The sequence below is a fragment of the Rhodococcus daqingensis genome, assembly GCF_042665615.1.
Classification (GTDB): Bacteria; Actinomycetota; Actinomycetes; order Mycobacteriales; family Mycobacteriaceae; genus Rhodococcus_G; species Rhodococcus_G daqingensis.
On record NZ_JBHTCS010000026.1, the window covers coordinates 57,327 to 71,920 of the forward strand.

The 14,594-nt window shown below is 65.9% G+C and carries 25 protein-coding genes; 5 read left to right on the plus strand and 20 right to left on the minus strand.

What is annotated here, in order from left to right:
- Position 1: 1 nt before the first annotated feature.
- From rpsE to rpsJ, 19 genes are all read right to left on the minus strand, one after another.
- A complete protein-coding gene (gene rpsE / locus ACFQS9_RS22050) occupies positions 2 to 652 on the minus strand; it encodes a 30S ribosomal protein S5 (RefSeq protein WP_378408650.1) in 651 nt (216 codons plus the stop codon).
- Positions 653 to 683: 31 nt separating this feature from the next.
- Positions 684 to 1,091 (minus strand): 50S ribosomal protein L18, encoded by a 408-nt coding sequence (gene rplR / locus ACFQS9_RS22055; protein ID WP_378408652.1) that lies wholly within the window; start codon positions 1,089 to 1,091, stop codon positions 684 to 686.
- Between the two features lies 1 nt (position 1,092).
- Entirely contained in the window at positions 1,093 to 1,632 is a 540-nt protein-coding gene (gene rplF, locus ACFQS9_RS22060) for a 50S ribosomal protein L6 (protein WP_027503162.1), read from the minus strand.
- A 14-nt stretch (positions 1,633 to 1,646) separates the two neighbouring features.
- Positions 1,647 to 2,045: a 30S ribosomal protein S8 gene (gene rpsH / locus ACFQS9_RS22065; protein WP_007531931.1), complete on the minus strand. Its 399-nt coding sequence runs from the start codon at positions 2,043 to 2,045 to the stop codon at positions 1,647 to 1,649.
- A gap of 141 nt (positions 2,046 to 2,186) precedes the next feature.
- Complete coding sequence (locus ACFQS9_RS22070) at positions 2,187 to 2,372, minus strand: type Z 30S ribosomal protein S14 (protein WP_005239644.1); 186 nt, start codon at positions 2,370 to 2,372, stop codon at positions 2,187 to 2,189.
- Positions 2,373 to 2,375: 3 nt separating this feature from the next.
- Positions 2,376 to 2,942: a 50S ribosomal protein L5 gene (gene rplE, locus ACFQS9_RS22075; RefSeq protein WP_027503161.1), complete on the minus strand. Its 567-nt coding sequence runs from the start codon at positions 2,940 to 2,942 to the stop codon at positions 2,376 to 2,378.
- A gap of 1 nt (position 2,943) precedes the next feature.
- Positions 2,944 to 3,258: a 50S ribosomal protein L24 gene (gene rplX / locus ACFQS9_RS22080; RefSeq protein WP_027503160.1), complete on the minus strand. Its 315-nt coding sequence runs from the start codon at positions 3,256 to 3,258 to the stop codon at positions 2,944 to 2,946.
- Complete coding sequence (rplN, locus tag ACFQS9_RS22085; RefSeq protein ID WP_027503159.1) at positions 3,258 to 3,626, minus strand: 50S ribosomal protein L14; 369 nt, start codon at positions 3,624 to 3,626, stop codon at positions 3,258 to 3,260. The genes rplX and rplN overlap by 1 nt, the downstream gene beginning before the upstream one ends.
- Positions 3,627 to 3,876: 250 nt before the next feature.
- Positions 3,877 to 4,161: a 30S ribosomal protein S17 gene (gene rpsQ, locus ACFQS9_RS22090; RefSeq protein ID WP_378408655.1), complete on the minus strand. Its 285-nt coding sequence runs from the start codon at positions 4,159 to 4,161 to the stop codon at positions 3,877 to 3,879.
- Positions 4,158 to 4,394 (minus strand): 50S ribosomal protein L29, encoded by a 237-nt coding sequence (rpmC, locus tag ACFQS9_RS22095; RefSeq protein WP_027503157.1) that lies wholly within the window; start codon positions 4,392 to 4,394, stop codon positions 4,158 to 4,160. Before rpmC ends, rpsQ begins: the two co-directional genes overlap by 4 nt.
- The gene (rplP, locus tag ACFQS9_RS22100) at positions 4,394 to 4,810 is read right to left on the minus strand and encodes a 50S ribosomal protein L16 (RefSeq protein WP_027503156.1); all 417 of its coding nucleotides are present in this window, start codon (positions 4,808 to 4,810) and stop codon (positions 4,394 to 4,396) included. The genes rpmC and rplP overlap by 1 nt, the downstream gene beginning before the upstream one ends.
- A 3-nt stretch (positions 4,811 to 4,813) precedes the next feature.
- Positions 4,814 to 5,623, minus strand: a complete 810-nt coding sequence (rpsC, locus tag ACFQS9_RS22105) for a 30S ribosomal protein S3 (RefSeq protein WP_378408658.1) — start codon at positions 5,621 to 5,623, stop codon at positions 4,814 to 4,816.
- Positions 5,623 to 6,027, minus strand: coding sequence for a 50S ribosomal protein L22 (gene rplV, locus ACFQS9_RS22110; protein WP_027503154.1), 405 nt, complete (start codon positions 6,025 to 6,027; stop codon positions 5,623 to 5,625). Before rplV ends, rpsC begins: the two co-directional genes overlap by 1 nt.
- Positions 6,024 to 6,305 carry a 30S ribosomal protein S19 gene (gene rpsS / locus ACFQS9_RS22115; RefSeq protein ID WP_003940820.1) on the minus strand — a complete coding sequence of 94 codons (282 nt, stop codon included), beginning with the start codon at positions 6,303 to 6,305 and terminating at the stop codon, positions 6,024 to 6,026. Before rpsS ends, rplV begins: the two co-directional genes overlap by 4 nt.
- 13 nt (positions 6,306 to 6,318) lie before the next feature.
- A complete protein-coding gene (gene rplB, locus ACFQS9_RS22120) occupies positions 6,319 to 7,158 on the minus strand; it encodes a 50S ribosomal protein L2 (RefSeq protein ID WP_027503153.1) in 840 nt (279 codons plus the stop codon).
- Between the two features lie 40 nt (positions 7,159 to 7,198).
- Positions 7,199 to 7,504: a 50S ribosomal protein L23 gene (gene rplW / locus ACFQS9_RS22125; protein ID WP_027503152.1), complete on the minus strand. Its 306-nt coding sequence runs from the start codon at positions 7,502 to 7,504 to the stop codon at positions 7,199 to 7,201.
- Positions 7,501 to 8,181, minus strand: a complete 681-nt coding sequence (gene rplD, locus ACFQS9_RS22130; protein WP_378408661.1) for a 50S ribosomal protein L4 — start codon at positions 8,179 to 8,181, stop codon at positions 7,501 to 7,503. Before rplD ends, rplW begins: the two co-directional genes overlap by 4 nt.
- Positions 8,178 to 8,834 carry a 50S ribosomal protein L3 gene (gene rplC, locus ACFQS9_RS22135; RefSeq protein WP_027503150.1) on the minus strand — a complete coding sequence of 219 codons (657 nt, stop codon included), beginning with the start codon at positions 8,832 to 8,834 and terminating at the stop codon, positions 8,178 to 8,180. Before rplC ends, rplD begins: the two co-directional genes overlap by 4 nt.
- 20 nt (positions 8,835 to 8,854) lie before the next feature.
- Positions 8,855 to 9,160 carry a 30S ribosomal protein S10 gene (gene rpsJ / locus ACFQS9_RS22140; RefSeq protein WP_003938093.1) on the minus strand — a complete coding sequence of 102 codons (306 nt, stop codon included), beginning with the start codon at positions 9,158 to 9,160 and terminating at the stop codon, positions 8,855 to 8,857.
- 480 nt (positions 9,161 to 9,640) lie between these two features.
- Here rpsJ and ACFQS9_RS22145 point away from each other — a divergent pair, with 480 nt between their 5' ends.
- Complete coding sequence (locus ACFQS9_RS22145) at positions 9,641 to 10,117, plus strand: hotdog fold domain-containing protein (protein ID WP_378408664.1); 477 nt, start codon at positions 9,641 to 9,643, stop codon at positions 10,115 to 10,117.
- A gap of 18 nt (positions 10,118 to 10,135) precedes the next feature.
- On the opposite strand, the gene ACFQS9_RS22150 is transcribed toward ACFQS9_RS22145, so the two are convergent.
- A complete protein-coding gene (locus ACFQS9_RS22150) occupies positions 10,136 to 10,930 on the minus strand; it encodes an oxygenase MpaB family protein (RefSeq protein ID WP_378408666.1) in 795 nt (264 codons plus the stop codon).
- 282 nt (positions 10,931 to 11,212) lie between these two features.
- Between ACFQS9_RS22150 and ACFQS9_RS22155 the strand changes: the two genes are divergently transcribed.
- From ACFQS9_RS22155 to ACFQS9_RS22170, 4 genes are all read left to right on the plus strand, one after another.
- The gene (locus tag ACFQS9_RS22155) at positions 11,213 to 12,196 is read left to right on the plus strand and encodes an ATP-binding cassette domain-containing protein (protein WP_378408668.1); all 984 of its coding nucleotides are present in this window, start codon (positions 11,213 to 11,215) and stop codon (positions 12,194 to 12,196) included.
- A complete protein-coding gene (locus tag ACFQS9_RS22160) occupies positions 12,193 to 13,008 on the plus strand; it encodes an ABC transporter permease (RefSeq protein ID WP_378408670.1) in 816 nt (271 codons plus the stop codon). Before ACFQS9_RS22155 ends, ACFQS9_RS22160 begins: the two co-directional genes overlap by 4 nt.
- Positions 13,005 to 13,859, plus strand: coding sequence for an ABC transporter permease (locus ACFQS9_RS22165; RefSeq protein WP_378408672.1), 855 nt, complete (start codon positions 13,005 to 13,007; stop codon positions 13,857 to 13,859). Before ACFQS9_RS22160 ends, ACFQS9_RS22165 begins: the two co-directional genes overlap by 4 nt.
- Before the next feature lie 67 nt (positions 13,860 to 13,926).
- Entirely contained in the window at positions 13,927 to 14,352 is a 426-nt protein-coding gene (locus ACFQS9_RS22170) for a protein-tyrosine phosphatase family protein (RefSeq protein ID WP_378408674.1), read from the plus strand.
- Positions 14,353 to 14,594 lie beyond the last annotated feature (242 nt).

Consider the following 14,594-nt stretch of genomic DNA (forward strand, 5'->3'; position numbering starts at 1 on the left):
CTCAGACTCCCTGTCCCGCACGTGCACGCAGCATGCCGGCCGGGGCCACGTCCTCGAGCGGCAGTCCGCGGCGAGCGGCCACCTCCTCGGGACGCTGGAGGCCCTTGAGGGCGGCAACGGTCGCGTGGACGACGTTGATTGCGTTGTCGCTACCGAGCGACTTCGACAGGATGTCGTGGATACCCGCGCACTCCAGCACGGCACGCACCGCGCCACCGGCGATGACACCGGTACCGGCGCTGGCCGGACGGAGCATGACCACACCGGCGGCCGCCTCACCCTGGACGGGGTGAGTGATGGTGCCGCCGATCATCGGAACGCGGAAGAAGCTCTTGCGAGCCTCCTCGACACCCTTCTGGATGGCCGCGGGAACTTCCTTGGCCTTGCCGTAGCCGACGCCAACGAGTCCGTTGCCGTCGCCCACGATCACGAGAGCGGTGAAGCTGAAGCGACGACCACCCTTGACGACCTTCGACACGCGGTTGATGGTGACAACGCGCTCGATGTGGTCCGACTTCGGGGCCGCCTGGCCGCCGCGACGATCGTCACGACCGCCGCCACGACGGTCGCCGCCGCCGCGCTGGTCCCCGGTGTTGGGGCCACCCTGTCCGGCGGGTCCGCTGCCGCCGTCACGCCTCTGACGTCCCGGCATCAGACTGTCCTTCCATTCGTGAGCTTCATCATCAGAACTTCAACCCGCCTTCGCGAGCCGCGTCCGCCAGGGCCGCGATGCGACCGTGGTAGCCGTGGCCACCGTGGTCGAACACCACTGCCTCGACGCCGGCAGCCTTCGCGCGCTCGGCGATCAGCTGACCGACCTTCGCGCTGAGGGCCTTCTTGTCGCCCTCGGCCGCACGCAGGTCCGCCTCGGTGGTCGACGCGGCGGCCAGGGTACGGCCGGCCAGGTCGTCCACGAGCTGGACGTGGATGTGGCGCGAGGACCGGTTCACGACCAGGCGCGGACGCTCGGGCGTGCCCGAGACCTTCTTGCGCAGACGGAAGTGACGACGCGTCTTCGAGAGACGACGCGTGGTGGACGCATCCTTGCCCAGCGGGATCCGCTTGGCTTTCTGGTTTGCAGTCTGGCTCATATCACTTACCCGTCTTTCCGACCTTGCGGCGGATCTGCTCACCCTCGTAACGCACGCCCTTGCCCTTGTACGGGTCCGGACGGCGAAGACGACGGATGTTGGCCGAGATCTGGCCGACCTTCTGCTTGTCGATACCCGAGACCGAGAACCGGGTGGGCGACTCGACGACGAAGGTGATGCCCTCGGGGGCCTCAATCGGCACCGGGTGGCTGTAACCCAGCGCGAACTCGAGGTCCTTGCCCTTGAGCGCGACGCGGTAACCCACGCCGTGGATCTCCATCTTCGTGGTGTAGCCCTCGGTGACACCGGTGATCAGGTTGGCGACCAGGGTGCGCGAGAGGCCGTGCAGCGCGCGGCTGCGACGCTCGTCGTCCGGACGGGTGACCAGAAGGGCACCGTCCTCGCTCTTGGCAACGCTGATCGGCTCGGAGATCGTCAGCGCCAGGGTGCCCTTCGGGCCCTTGACCGAGACGTTCTGTCCTTCGATGGTGACGTCAACGCCCGCGGGGACGGTGACCGGAATCTTTCCAATACGCGACATTGTGGTGGCCTCCCTTACCAGACGTAGGCGAGGACTTCGCCGCCGACGCCCTGCTTGGCCGCCTGACGATCCGTGAGCAGGCCGGAAGACGTGGAGATGATCGCCACGCCGAGGCCGCCCAGGACCTTGGGCAGGTTGGTGGACTTCGCGTAAACCCGGAGGCCGGGCTTGGAAACGCGCCGGACACCCGCGAGGCTGCGCTCACGGCTGGGTCCGTACTTGAGGTCGACGACGAGGGTCTTGCCCACCTCTGCGTCCTCGGTACGGAAATCGGAGATGTAGCCCTCACGCTTGAGGATCTCGGCGATGTTCGCCTTGATCTTCGAGTGGGGAAGCTTCACCTCGTCGTGGTACGCCGAGTTGGCGTTGCGCAGACGCGTCAAGAAGTCTGCGATCGGATCGGTCATGGTCATGGGGTTGACCTGTTCACCTTTCTCGCAGCGGTTCCCATGCAACACCGGTGTCGGCACTCGAGGAGTGTCGGCCGGCCGTGGGCCTACAGCGAAGGGGTTTTCCTTTGGACTGGCTCACGGATGCGAGCCAGAGGTCTCTACTTACCAGGAGCTCTTGTGAACGCCGGGCAGCTCACCCGCGTGCGCCATCTCGCGAACGCAGATTCGGCACAGGCCGAACTTGCGGAACACCGAGTGGGGACGGCCGCACCGCTGGCAGCGGGTGTAGGCGCGCACCGCGAACTTGGGCTTCTTGTTGGCCTTGTTGACCAGTGCCTTCTTCGCCATGGCTCAGTTCTCCTTGAACGGGAAGCCGAGGTGCTTGAGCAGGGCACGGCCTTCTTCGTTGTTGGTCGCGGTCGTCACGACGGTGATGTCCATACCGCGCGGGCGATCGATCTTGTCCACGTCGATCTCATGGAACATCGACTGCTCGTTGAGACCGAAGGTGTAGTTGCCGTTGCCGTCGAACTGCTTGCCGGACAGGCCACGGAAGTCCCTGATACGGGGCAGCGCGATGCTGACCAGACGATCGAGGAACTCCCACATCCGGTCGCCACGGAGGGTGACGCGGGCGCCGATGGGCATGCCCTCGCGCAGCTTGAACTGTGCGATGGACTTGCGGGCCTTGCGGATCTCGGGCTTCTGGCCGGTGATCAGTTCGAGGTCGTGGACCGCGCCGTTGATCAGCTTCGCGTCGCGGGCAGCGTCGCCGACACCCATGTTGACGACGACCTTGACCACGCCGGGGATCTGCATGACGTTCGCGTACTCGAACTCCGCGTTCAGCGCGTCCTTGATCTCGGCGCGGTAGCGGGTCTTCAGACGGGGAACGATCTTGTTCTCAGTGCTAGTCATCTCAGATGTCCTTCCCGTTCTTACGGGAGATCCGAACCCGCTTGCCGTTCTCGTCGGTGCGGTAGCCAACGCGAGTGGCGTTCCCGTCCGAGTCCACGACCTGCACGTTCGACACGTGGATCGGGGCTTCCTGCGTCACGATGCCGCCGGAGGAGGCGCCACGCTCGTTCGCGGAGACCGCGGTGTGCTTCTTGATCCGGTTCACGCCCTCGACGAGGACCTTCTCGGTCGCCGGGAAGGCCTGGATGACCTTGCCCTTGGCGCCCTTGTCCTTGCCGGCGATGACCAGAACGGTGTCACCCTTGTGCACCTTCATCACAGCACCTCCGGGGCGAGCGAAACGATCTTCATGAACTTCTTGTCACGCAGCTCGCGACCCACGGGTCCGAAGATGCGAGTGCCACGGGGATCGTGATCAGGCTTGATGAGAACGGCAGCGTTCTCGTCGAACTTGATGTACGAGCCGTCCGGACGGCGGCGCTCCTTGGTGGTGCGGACGATGACGGCCTTGACGACCTCGCCCTTCTTGATGTTTCCACCCGGGATGGCGTCCTTGACGGTGGCGACGATGATGTCGCCGATCCCGGCGTAGCGACGAGACGAACCGCCGAGAACGCGGATGCAGAGAATCTCCTTGGCACCCGTGTTGTCGGCGACGCGCAGTCGCGACTCCTGCTGAATCACTGATCTCTCCTAAGACCTGGATTTTCGTACGCACCGGATTACCGACCCGATGCGCGCGGTCTGTTACCCGGCCGTACCCACATGCGGGCATGCGGAGGCACAGGCAACCGCTCTAGTGTAGGGAACACGCCGAGGGAATCCAAATCGCGCGCGATCCGCCTCGATTGTGGTTGTGCACTCCCCCACTGGTGACCTACGCGAAACGGCCCGCCCCCAACCGGGGACGGGCCGTTTCGGTGTAGTGCTCTTCTTACTTGGCCTTCTCGAGCACCTCGACCAGACGCCAGCGCTTGGTCGCCGACAGCGGTCGGGTCTCCATGAGCTGGACGCGGTCGCCGATGCCGGCGATGCCGTTCTCGTCGTGCGCCTTCACCTTGGTGGTACGGCGGATGATCTTGCCGTACAGCGGGTGCTTCACACGATCCTCGAGCTCGACGACGATCGTCTTCTCCATCTTGTCGGAGACGACGTAGCCGATGCGGACCTTGCGGGTCCCACGCTCTTCTGTCACTGCGGTGTCCTTCTTCTCACTCATGCCGCGTCACCCGCATCCGGGCCGGCGGCGAGGCCGAGCTCACGCTCACGCATAACGGTGTAGACGCGCGCGATCTCGTGACGGACAGTGCGCAGGCGACGGTTGTTGTCCAACTGACCGGTCGCCATCTGGAAGCGAAGGTTGAACAGCTCTTCCTTCGACTCGCGGAGCTTGGTGACCAGCTCTTCTTCGCTGAGCTCGCGGAGCTCTGCGGCTGGGGTTCCAGTAGCCATCAGAACTGCTCCTCCCTCGTGACGATCCTGCACTTGCACGGGAGCTTGTGCATCGCGCGGCGCAGGGCCTCGCGAGCAATCTCCTCGTTCGGGTAAGTCATCTCGAACATGACCCGACCGGGCTTGATGTTCGCGACCCACCACTCCGGCGAACCCTTACCGGAACCCATTCGGGTCTCGGCCGGCTTCTTCGTGAGCGGACGATCCGGGAAGATGTTGATCCAGATCTTGCCGCCACGCTTGATGTGGCGCGTCATGGCGATACGAGCGGACTCGATCTGACGGTTGGTGATGTAGGCGGGCTCGAGAGCCTGGATGCCGTAGTCACCGAAGGTCACCTGGGTTCCACCCTTGGCGGCACCCGAACGGCTCGGGTGGTGCTGCTTGCGGTGCTTGACCCGACGGGGGATCAACATGCGTCAGCCCTCCTGATTCGGTTCGGTCGAAGCCGGAGCTTCGGCGGTGGCGGTCGCGGCGCGGCCCGCCTCGGTGCTGGTCGCGGTGGTGCCCGAGGCACCGGAACGACGCGGACGGCTCGGACGCTCGCGACGGGGGCGATCGCCGGCCGGGGCAGCAGCGCTGGCGGTGAGCTCACGCTTGCCACCGACGATGTCGCCCTTGTAGATCCAGACCTTCACGCCGATGCGGCCGAAGGTGGTCTTGGCCTCGTAGAGCCCGTAGTCGATGTCCGCGCGCAGCGTGTGCAGCGGAACCCGACCCTCGCGGTAGAACTCCGAGCGGGACATCTCGGCGCCGCCGAGACGGCCCGAGCACTGCACCCGGATGCCCTTGACGTTCGGCTGACGCATGGCCGACTGGATGGCCTTGCGCATGGCGCGACGGAACGCGACACGGTTCGACAGCTGCTCGGCAACACCCTGCGCCACGAGCTGGGCCTCGGCCTCAGCGTTCTTGACCTCGAGGATGTTGAGCTGCACCTGCTTGCCCGTCAGCTTCTCCAGCTCGGCGCGGATGCGATCGGCCTCGGCGCCGCGGCGACCGATGACGATGCCCGGACGCGCGGTGTGGATGTCGACGCGAACCCGGTCACGGGTGCGCTCGATCTCCACCTTGGCGATGCCGGCCCGCTCCATGCCGGTGGCGAGGAGCTTACGGATGGCGACGTCTTCCTTGACGTACTCCGCGTACTGCTTGTCTGCGTACCAGCGAGACTTCCAGTCGGTGGTGATGCCGAGGCGGAAGCCGTGCGGGTTGATTTTCTGGCCCACTACTGAGCACTTCCCTTCCGGCGATTGCGGGTCGAGGTGCCGGCCTTGGGCAGGCTCTCCACGATCACGGTGATGTGGCTAGTGCGCTTGCGGATCCGGAACGCACGGCCCTGTGCACGCGGCTGGAACCGCTTGAGGGTCGCGCCCTCGTCCACGAACGCCGTGGCGACGACAAGCGTGCTCGGGTCCAGGTCGAGGTTGTTCTCGGCGTTGGCCGCTGCGGAGGCGATCACCTTGGCGACCGGCTCGCTCGCTGCCTGCGGCGCGAACTTCAGGATCGACAGCGCGTCCTCGACGGAACGCCCGCGAACCAGATCCACGACACGACGCGCCTTCATCGGCGTCACACGCACGTGGCGCGCGACGGCCTTGGCGGTCGGGTTGGCGGTTTCGGTGTTACTCATCGCCTCTTCGCCTTCCGATCATCCTTGATGTGACCCTTGAACGTGCGGGTCGGTGCAAACTCTCCGAGCTTGTGTCCGACCATCGAGTCGGAGACGAACACGGGGACGTGCTTACGGCCGTCGTGGACCGCAAACGTGTGTCCGATGAAGTCCGGGATGATCGTGGAACGACGGGACCAGGTCTTGATGACCTGCTTGGTTCCCTTCTCGTTCTGCACATCCACCTTCGCGAGGAGGTGGTCATCGACGAACGGGCCCTTCTTCAGGCTGCGTGGCATTCTGAACTCCCTCCTAGCGCTTGTTCTTGCCGGTACGGCGGCGGCGGACGATGAGCTTGTCGCTCGGCTTGTTGGGCTTGCGGGTACGGCCCTCAGGCTGGCCCCACGGGCTGACCGGGTGGCGACCACCGGAGGTCTTGCCCTCGCCACCACCATGCGGGTGGTCGACCGGGTTCATCACGACACCACGGACGGTCGGGCGCTTGCCCTTCCAGCGCATACGGCCGGCCTTGCCCCAGTTGATGTTCGACTGCTCGGCGTTGCCGACCTCGCCGACCGATGCGCGGCAGCGCACGTCGACGCGACGGATCTCACCGGAGGGCATACGCAGGGTCGCGTACGGGCCTTCCTTGCCGAGAAGCTGGATGCTGGCGCCTGCGGAGCGGGCCATCTTGGCGCCGCCACCCGGACGCAGCTCCACCGCGTGGATGGTGGTACCGGTCGGGATGTTGCGCAGCGGCAGGTTGTTGCCCGGCTTGATGTCGGCCGCGGGGCCGGACTCCACGAGGGCACCCTGCTCGAGGCCCTTCGGCGCGATGATGTAGCGCTTCTCGCCGTCGCGGTAGTGCAGCAGGGCGATGCGCGCCGTGCGGTTGGGGTCGTACTCGATGTGAGCGACCTTGGCCGGCACGCCGTCCTTGTCGTTGCGACGGAAATCGATCAGCCGGTAGGCGCGCTTGTGACCGCCACCCTTGTGACGCGTGGTGATGCGACCGTGGGCGTTACGTCCACCGCGACCGTGCAGCGGGCGGATAAGCGACTTCTCGGGGGTCGACCGAGTGATCTCGGCGAAGTCCGAGACGCTCGAGCCGCGACGGCCCGGGGTAGTCGGCTTGTACTTACGGATTGCCATGAGTCTTCTCGTCCTCTATGTCTCGTCAAGTCCCGCCCGCTTACGCGACCGGTCCTCCGAAGATCTCGATGGGCTTGCTGTCGGCCGAGAGGGTCACGAGCGCGCGCTTGGTGTCCTTGCGCTTGCCGTAACCGAACCGGGTCCGCTTGCGCTTGCCCTGACGGTTGGCGGTGTTGACGCTGGTCACGGTGACGCCGAAGACCTTCTCGACGGCAATCTTGATCTGCGTCTTGTTCGAGTCCGGGTGCACCAGGAAGGTGTAGGTGCCTTCCTCGATCAGTCCGTAGGACTTCTCAGAGATGACCGGGGCCAGCAAGATGTCGCGGGGGTCAGCGATGGTGCTCACTTGCTCTCCTCCTTGCTGTCTGCCTGGGCGGACTCGGCCGGCCCGTGGATGAACGCGTTGAGCGCCTCGACGCTGAACACGACATCGTCGCTGTTGAGCACGTCGTAGGTGTTCAACTGGTCGGGTGCGATGGGGTGCACGCCTTCCAGGTTCTGCACGCTCTTCCATGCCGCGATGTCCTCGCGACCGACGACGAGCAGAAACTTCTTGCGATCCGAGATCTCGCCGAGGAACGACTTCGCGCCCTTGGTGGACGGGGTCTGACCCGCCACCAGTTCGGTGATCACGTGGATGCGCTCGTTGCGCGCCCGGTCGGAGAGGGCTCCGCGCAGGGCGGCTGCCTTCATCTTCTTGGGGGTGCGCTGGCTGTAGTCGCGCGGCTGCGGGCCGTGGACGACGCCACCACCGGCGAACTGCGGGGCGCGGGTCGAACCCTGACGGGCGCGGCCGGTGCCCTTCTGGCGGTACGGCTTCTTGCCACCACCGCGAACCTCGCCGCGGGTCTTGGTGGAGTGCGTGCCCTGGCGTGCCGCGGCGAGCTGAGCGACGACGACCTGGTGCATCAGCGCGATGTTGGCCGTGACGTCGAAGATCTCGGCGGGGAGATCAACGGTGCCGTTGGTCTTGCCACCGGCAGCCTTGACGTCGAGGGTCAGCTTGGTTGCGGTCTCGGTCATGCGGACGCACCACCCTTCACTGCGGTCTTGACGATCACGAGGCCACCCTTGCGGCCGGGGATCGCACCCTTGATGAGCAGCAGACCGTTCTCGGCGTCCACCTTGTGGACCGAGAGGTTCTGCGTCGTGATGCGGTCGCTACCCATGCGGCCCGACATGCGCATGCCCTTGAACACGCGGCCGGGAGTGGCGCAGCCACCGATCGAACCCGGACGACGGTGCACAGCCTGCGCGCCGTGGGAGGCGCCCTGGCCGGCGAAGCCGTGCCGCTTCATGGTTCCGGCGAAGCCCTTGCCCTTGCTGGTTCCGGTGACGTCGACGTAGGCGCCGTCCTCGAAGACCTCGGCGGTGAGCTCCTGGCCGACCTCGTACTCGGAGGCGTCCGCAACGCGGAGCTCCACGACGTGGCGACGGGGGGTCACACCGGCCTTGGCGAACTGGCCGGAAACCGGCTTGTTGACCTTGCGCGGGTCGATCGCGCCGAAGGCGAGCTGCACGGCGCTGTAGCCGTCACGCTCCTCGGTGCGGATCTGGGTGACGACGTTCGGTCCGGCCTTCACGACGGTCACCGGGACGACCCGGTTGTTCTCGTCGAAGACCTGGGTCATGCCGAGCTTGGTGCCCAGGATTCCCTTGATCTTGTTCTCAGTCATTGTGTTTGTCTCCGCCGCGCTCACTGGATGTTGACATCAACGCTGGCCGGCAGATCGATGCGCATGAGCGCGTCGACTGTCTTGGGCGTCGGGTCGAGGATGTCAATCAGCCGCTTGTGGGTACGCATCTCGAAGTGCTCGCGCGAGTCCTTGTACTTGTGCGGCGAGCGGATGACGCAGTACACGTTCTTTTCAGTCGGCAACGGCACCGGTCCAACGACACGGGCCCCGGTACGGGTCACCGTCTCGACGATCTTGCGCGCTGACGCATCGATCGCCTCATGGTCGTAGGCCTTGAGCCTGATGCGGATCTTCTGTCCCGCCACGCTTGTGTCCTCTTCCTTGCCCGTTGTGAATTAGGCCCTTGTAGACCCTGGGGGGCTACCTCGTTCGTGTAGACCCGTCATGGGCTACCTCGTTTTGCACAGTTCCTGCCTTGCCCATGACTGTCCGAACGTTGGCGACCGGGCAAGTACCCGATCCGCTGCCGCTGTTCATCTGTCATGGTTCTCCGGTACACGCGGTCGGGCGTGTCGCCTGGCCGCTCATACCTCAGGGCACAACTGTCCCCTGAAGATGAATACCGGATGCGCTCGCAAGTGAGCGCAGGTACTGCTTCCGTCCTGCATCGACCTTGCCCCGCACTGACTGCCGGAGTTTCGGTCGTCTCTCGCCCGACGCCGGACGCAACGAACACGACCTGGGTCTAGGCAACCCGAACAGTATGCCGCAGACCGGCCGGGAGTTCAAATCCGATCCGGGGTGGCAACCGCCTCATGGAACTTACTTCAAAGTAAGATAGGCGCATGACGATTCAGACACCCACCTACCGCGGCTGGCTCAAGCTTCCCAGGAACCGCGTCGGCTCGACGCTGTTCTCACTCGGCATGTGCCTGCGAGTGCCGTACTTCGCGACCGTGCTCCCCCACGTCACCCGGCTCGAACCGGGACTCTGCGAGGTCAGATCACCCAAGTGGTGGGGCGTGCACAACCACCTGGGCACCTTCCACGCCATCGCCGCATGCAACATCGCCGAGGCGGCGATGGGCATGCTCGCGGAGGCCACCGTGCCCACCTCGCACCGGTGGATACCGAAGTCGATGCACACCCGCTACATCACCAAGGCGAACACCGGGTTGCGCGCCGTCGCGACGCTCCCGGATCTGCCGAGCTTCGACGACATCACCTCGGGCACGGACCTCGTGGTATCCGTCGCGCTCTACGACAAGGCAGGCACCGAGGTCGTACACGCGGACATCACGATCTGGGTGACCCCGAAGTAGCCGACCGAGGCTGCGCCGTCAGGCCGACAGCGAGCCGCGCGTGCGCAGCCTCCGTCGCATGTCCCAGAGATAGACGGCCCTGGGGGCATGCCGGACAACCCTCGGGATTCGCGGGTACACCCATGATGCGAGCGTCATCACCCACTCGAACCGGCGCTGATCGCGCTCGTTCCAGGGCAGCTCGAACTGCTGCCGCAACCGCTCGGGCAGCAGCCCGGTGGTGAGCCAGCGGTATGCCGGCAGGTTCGCGCGAATGAAGAAGGGTGCCCGCATCGGATGGAAGAGGTCCCTCGACACGGCCCGGACCTTTCCATCCACTTCGAAGCCGTCGATCTGCTGCTTCCAGTACGCGGCGAACTCGGCGCGATCGCGCGGCCAGAGCCCCTCCGGCACCTGCAGCGCGGTTCCCAGGATCGCGTACTCCCGATACAACGCATCGGCATTGGCGTCGTCGAGCTTGCCGAATACGCGTTCATACAGCGTGACCGCGCTCTCATAGAGAGTGGCGGCCACCCACAACTGAAGCTGTGGGTCGAATGCGCTGTAGTCGTCCGAGCGCACCTTGGCGTGTGCCTTGTTGACCATCCGGACGACGGTCGTGCGCTCCGCGTCGGTGCCGTAGACGACGGCGTATATATAGGTCATCGTCGTCCGCAGGCGGTCGACCGCCCGGTAGGCGAAATCACTGTGATCCGCGACGCCGTGACCCACACCCCGATTCGCCACCTGGAGCAGGATCGCGCGACCTCCCGCGGCGAGCATGATCCCCTCACCCGCGATGTCCTGGATGGTCACTGCCGCCCGTCGACTCATGGCCGCCATGCAACCACAACGCGGCGTCGTTCACCAGAGGGTTCTCGAGAATCGTTCGAAATGCGCGTTCAGGTGCGGTTACCGGACTGTGCAGATCGATACAGATCGCTCGATTCATCGTTAACTTATGCGCCAAAGGTCCAGCTGGGGCCCCGACCTCCCCGCCCACGGGACGCACGCAATACGAGATCGCGTCCGCATGGCGGGAATCCGGACCCGAACACGCGGCCAATCCACCGCTGTCGACCACCCACGAACTGGACCCATGACATACTCGCGTGCATGCCTTCACCCCACTCTGCCGTCCTGGTCGAGGGAATCACGAAGTCGTTCGGCGACGTGCACGCGTTGCGCGGCGTCAGCTTCGAGGTTCCCCGAGGGACCGTGCTCGGCATCCTGGGCCCGAACGGCGCAGGCAAGACCACCACGGTCAATGTTCTCTCGACGCTGCTGCGCCCCGATTCGGGCCGCGCGTTCGTGGCCGGCCATGACGTGGTGGCGCAGGCCGCCTCCGTGCGACGCAGCATCATGACGACCGGGCAGTACGCGGCGTTGGATGAATCCCTCACCGCCCGAGAGAATCTGGTGCTCTTCGGCCGCCTGCTGGGGTTGACCAAGCAGTCCGCCAAGGGCCGGGCGGAGGAGCTGCTACGCCAGTTCGATCTGGTCTACGCGGCCGACCGCAAGGTGTCGGGTTTCTCGGGCGGCATGCGGCGGCGCGTCGACATCGCGTGTGGGCTGGTCACCCGGCCCGAGGTCGTCTTCCTCGACGAGCCCTCCACCGGCCTCGACCCCCGCAGTCGTCAGGGCGTGTGGTCGCTGGTGTCCGACCTGAAGGAACAGGGCATCACGATCCTGCTGACGACGCAGTACCTCGAGGAGGCCGACGTCCTCAGCGACAACATCGTGGTCATCGACAAGGGCACGGTGATCGCCGAGGGCACCGCCGACCAGCTCAAGGAGCGCACCGGCGGCAGCTACTGCGAGGTGGTGCCGGTGCAGCTCGCGGACCTGCCCCGGGTCTTCAACGTGCTGATGAGTCTGGTTCCGCCCGAGTACATCACCGAGACCGGCCACGACCGGCTCTCGATTCCCGCGCAGTACGGCGCGCAGACCCTCGCCGAGGTGCTGCGCCGACTCGACATCGCGCGGATCCCGCTCGCCGACATCGCCCTCCGCCGGCCCTCCCTCGATGACGTGTTCCTGGCACTGACAGGAACGAGGGCCGAGGACGAGGAGTCCGAGCAAGCGAGCGTCGCGTCGTGACCGCGGTCGCCGCCAGCCCGGTCGTCATCGCGCGAACCGGGCGACACCGCAAGCCGCAGCTGTCCAGCGTCCAGCAGTGGCTGGCGCTGTCCGGGCGCAACGTGCACACCATGTGGTCGCACGGACAGATCTTCGTCGCGGTCCTGGCTCCCCTGATCTTCACGCTCGGCTTCTACCTGCCGCTGAAGTTCGTCATGAAGGTCCAGGGCATCGACTACGCACAGTTCGTCATGCCGATCATCGTGCTGCAGGCCATGGCCTTCACCGCGATCACGGCGGCCGGCCGCGCCGCGACCGAGGCATCGAACGGGATGAACGCGCGGTTCCAGACGATGCCGATCTTCCCCGCGGTCCCGCTGGCCTCGCGGGTGACCGCGATGTTCATCCATGCGGTGATATCCCTGGTCGCCGCGGTTACCTACGGCTATGTCATCGGGTTCGAGTTCATCGGTGGCACCTCGCTGGCCGTGGGCTTCTGTGTGTTGGCGCTCGGCGTCGGCATGACTCTCGCGATGGCGGGCGATGCCCTCGGCACCATGACCAAGAGCCCCGAGATCACCAGCCAGTCGCTGACTCTCCCCCAGCTGATCCTCGGCATGTTCTCGAGCGGGTTCGTCCCGGAGTCGCAGTTCCCCGAGTGGTCCCAGGGCTTCGTGCGGAACCAGCCGATCTCTCAGTTCTCCGTCTCGATGCGCTCGATGGCCGAGGGCAACATCACCCTGCACCAACTGACACCGTCGCTGCTGTGGATCGGTGGACTGCTACTCGTCGCAGTTCCGCTGTCGATCTGGGCGAACGTGAGGCGAGGATGACCGACCTACAGATCCGGGAGGCCATCCCCGCCACCCACAGCTTCCCGGTCGTCACCGACCCACCGTCCGAGACCTCCTGGCCCGCCCTCTACGAGCACAGCTTGCTGCAGGCCGGCAGGCTGTTGCGCGGCTGGCTCCGCGACCCCTTCACCATCCTGCAGGCGGTCATCTATCCCGCCGTCACCATGCTGATGTTCTGGGCGGTGCTGGGTATCTCGATCACCAAGGCGACCGGGGTGAACAGCATCTACGGCACCGCCCCGATGATGACATTGGTCGGCGCGATGTTCGGCTGCATCGCCAGTGGCCTGTCGCTCAAGAAGGAGTGGAAGACCGGGCTGCTCGCCCGCTTCTGGATCCTGCCGATGCACCGCGCGGCCGGACTGGTGAGCCGCCTGATCGCCGAGTCCGTCCGCATCATGATCACGACGGTGCTGATCGTGCTGGTGGCGATCCCGCTCGGTTTCCGGTTCACCCAGGGCTTCCTCCCCGCTGTCGGCATGCTGTTCGTCCCGCTGCTGCTGGGAATGGGATTCGCGACATTGGTCACACTGTTGTCGGTGATCGCGGCCAAGGCGCCGCTGGTGGAGCTCCTCTCGCTGCTGTGCACGCTGTTGATGTTCTTCAACTCGGGTTTCGTGCCGACGGCGGCCTACCCGACGTGGCTGCAGACCTTCGTCGAGAACCAGCCGATGTCGTGCGCGATCGACGCGATGAAGGGCCTGACCCTGGGCGGTCCGGTCGCGGAGCCGTTGATCAAGACGGTGCTGTGGTCGGTCGGCGCCATCCTGCTGTTCACCTACCCCGCCATCAAGGGCTATCAGCGGGCCGCGCACAACCCGTACTCGTAGACCTGACGGCACGGCGGGCGCCGGCAATGCCGGCCCACGCCGATCCGCGCGGAAGGTAGGGGATCGGATGACGTCGTGGGATCCGGCTGCGGCCGGGGTGATGCGTCTGCCGTCCGGGCTGCTCGTTCGCGGGCGAGGCCTGCGCCTGCCCCTCCCCGACGGACTCCGGCCTGACCACGGACTGTATCTGCGGGGGCGCCGGCCGCCGCCCGTTCCCTGGGGGCACCGGTGGATCCGGTGGCCCGACTTCTGGCTACCGACCGACCGCGAGGAATTCCGGACTGCGCTGAAGGATCTGTTGGCACGAGCCGCGGCCGAACGCGTGGAGATCGCCTGCGGGGGCGGGTTCGGACGGACGGGAACGGCACTCGCCGCTCTGGCCGTCCTCGACGGCATCGCCGGTGAGCACGCCGTCGACTATGTGCGCGAGCACTACTCCCCGCGAGCGGTGGAGACTCCCTGGCAGCGGCGCTTCGTGGCCCGTTTCGGTTGACACCACGGTCGTCGCAACCCCCAGGAAGCCTGGGTGTGCGACGACCGTCGGATGCCGCCCGATGGGCGAGAGCGTTCTCGTGCTCCTACTCGACGGGTCCGGCGAGCAGTTCCCGCAGCACCGGCGCCATCTCCTCGAGCGCCTCGGGGCTCATCATCGCCCAGTGCGTGGCGTGCACCGACCGATGCCGCACCGAACCTGCCACCGCGCCCGACCAGGAGCGGGCCGCAATCGAGTCGTCG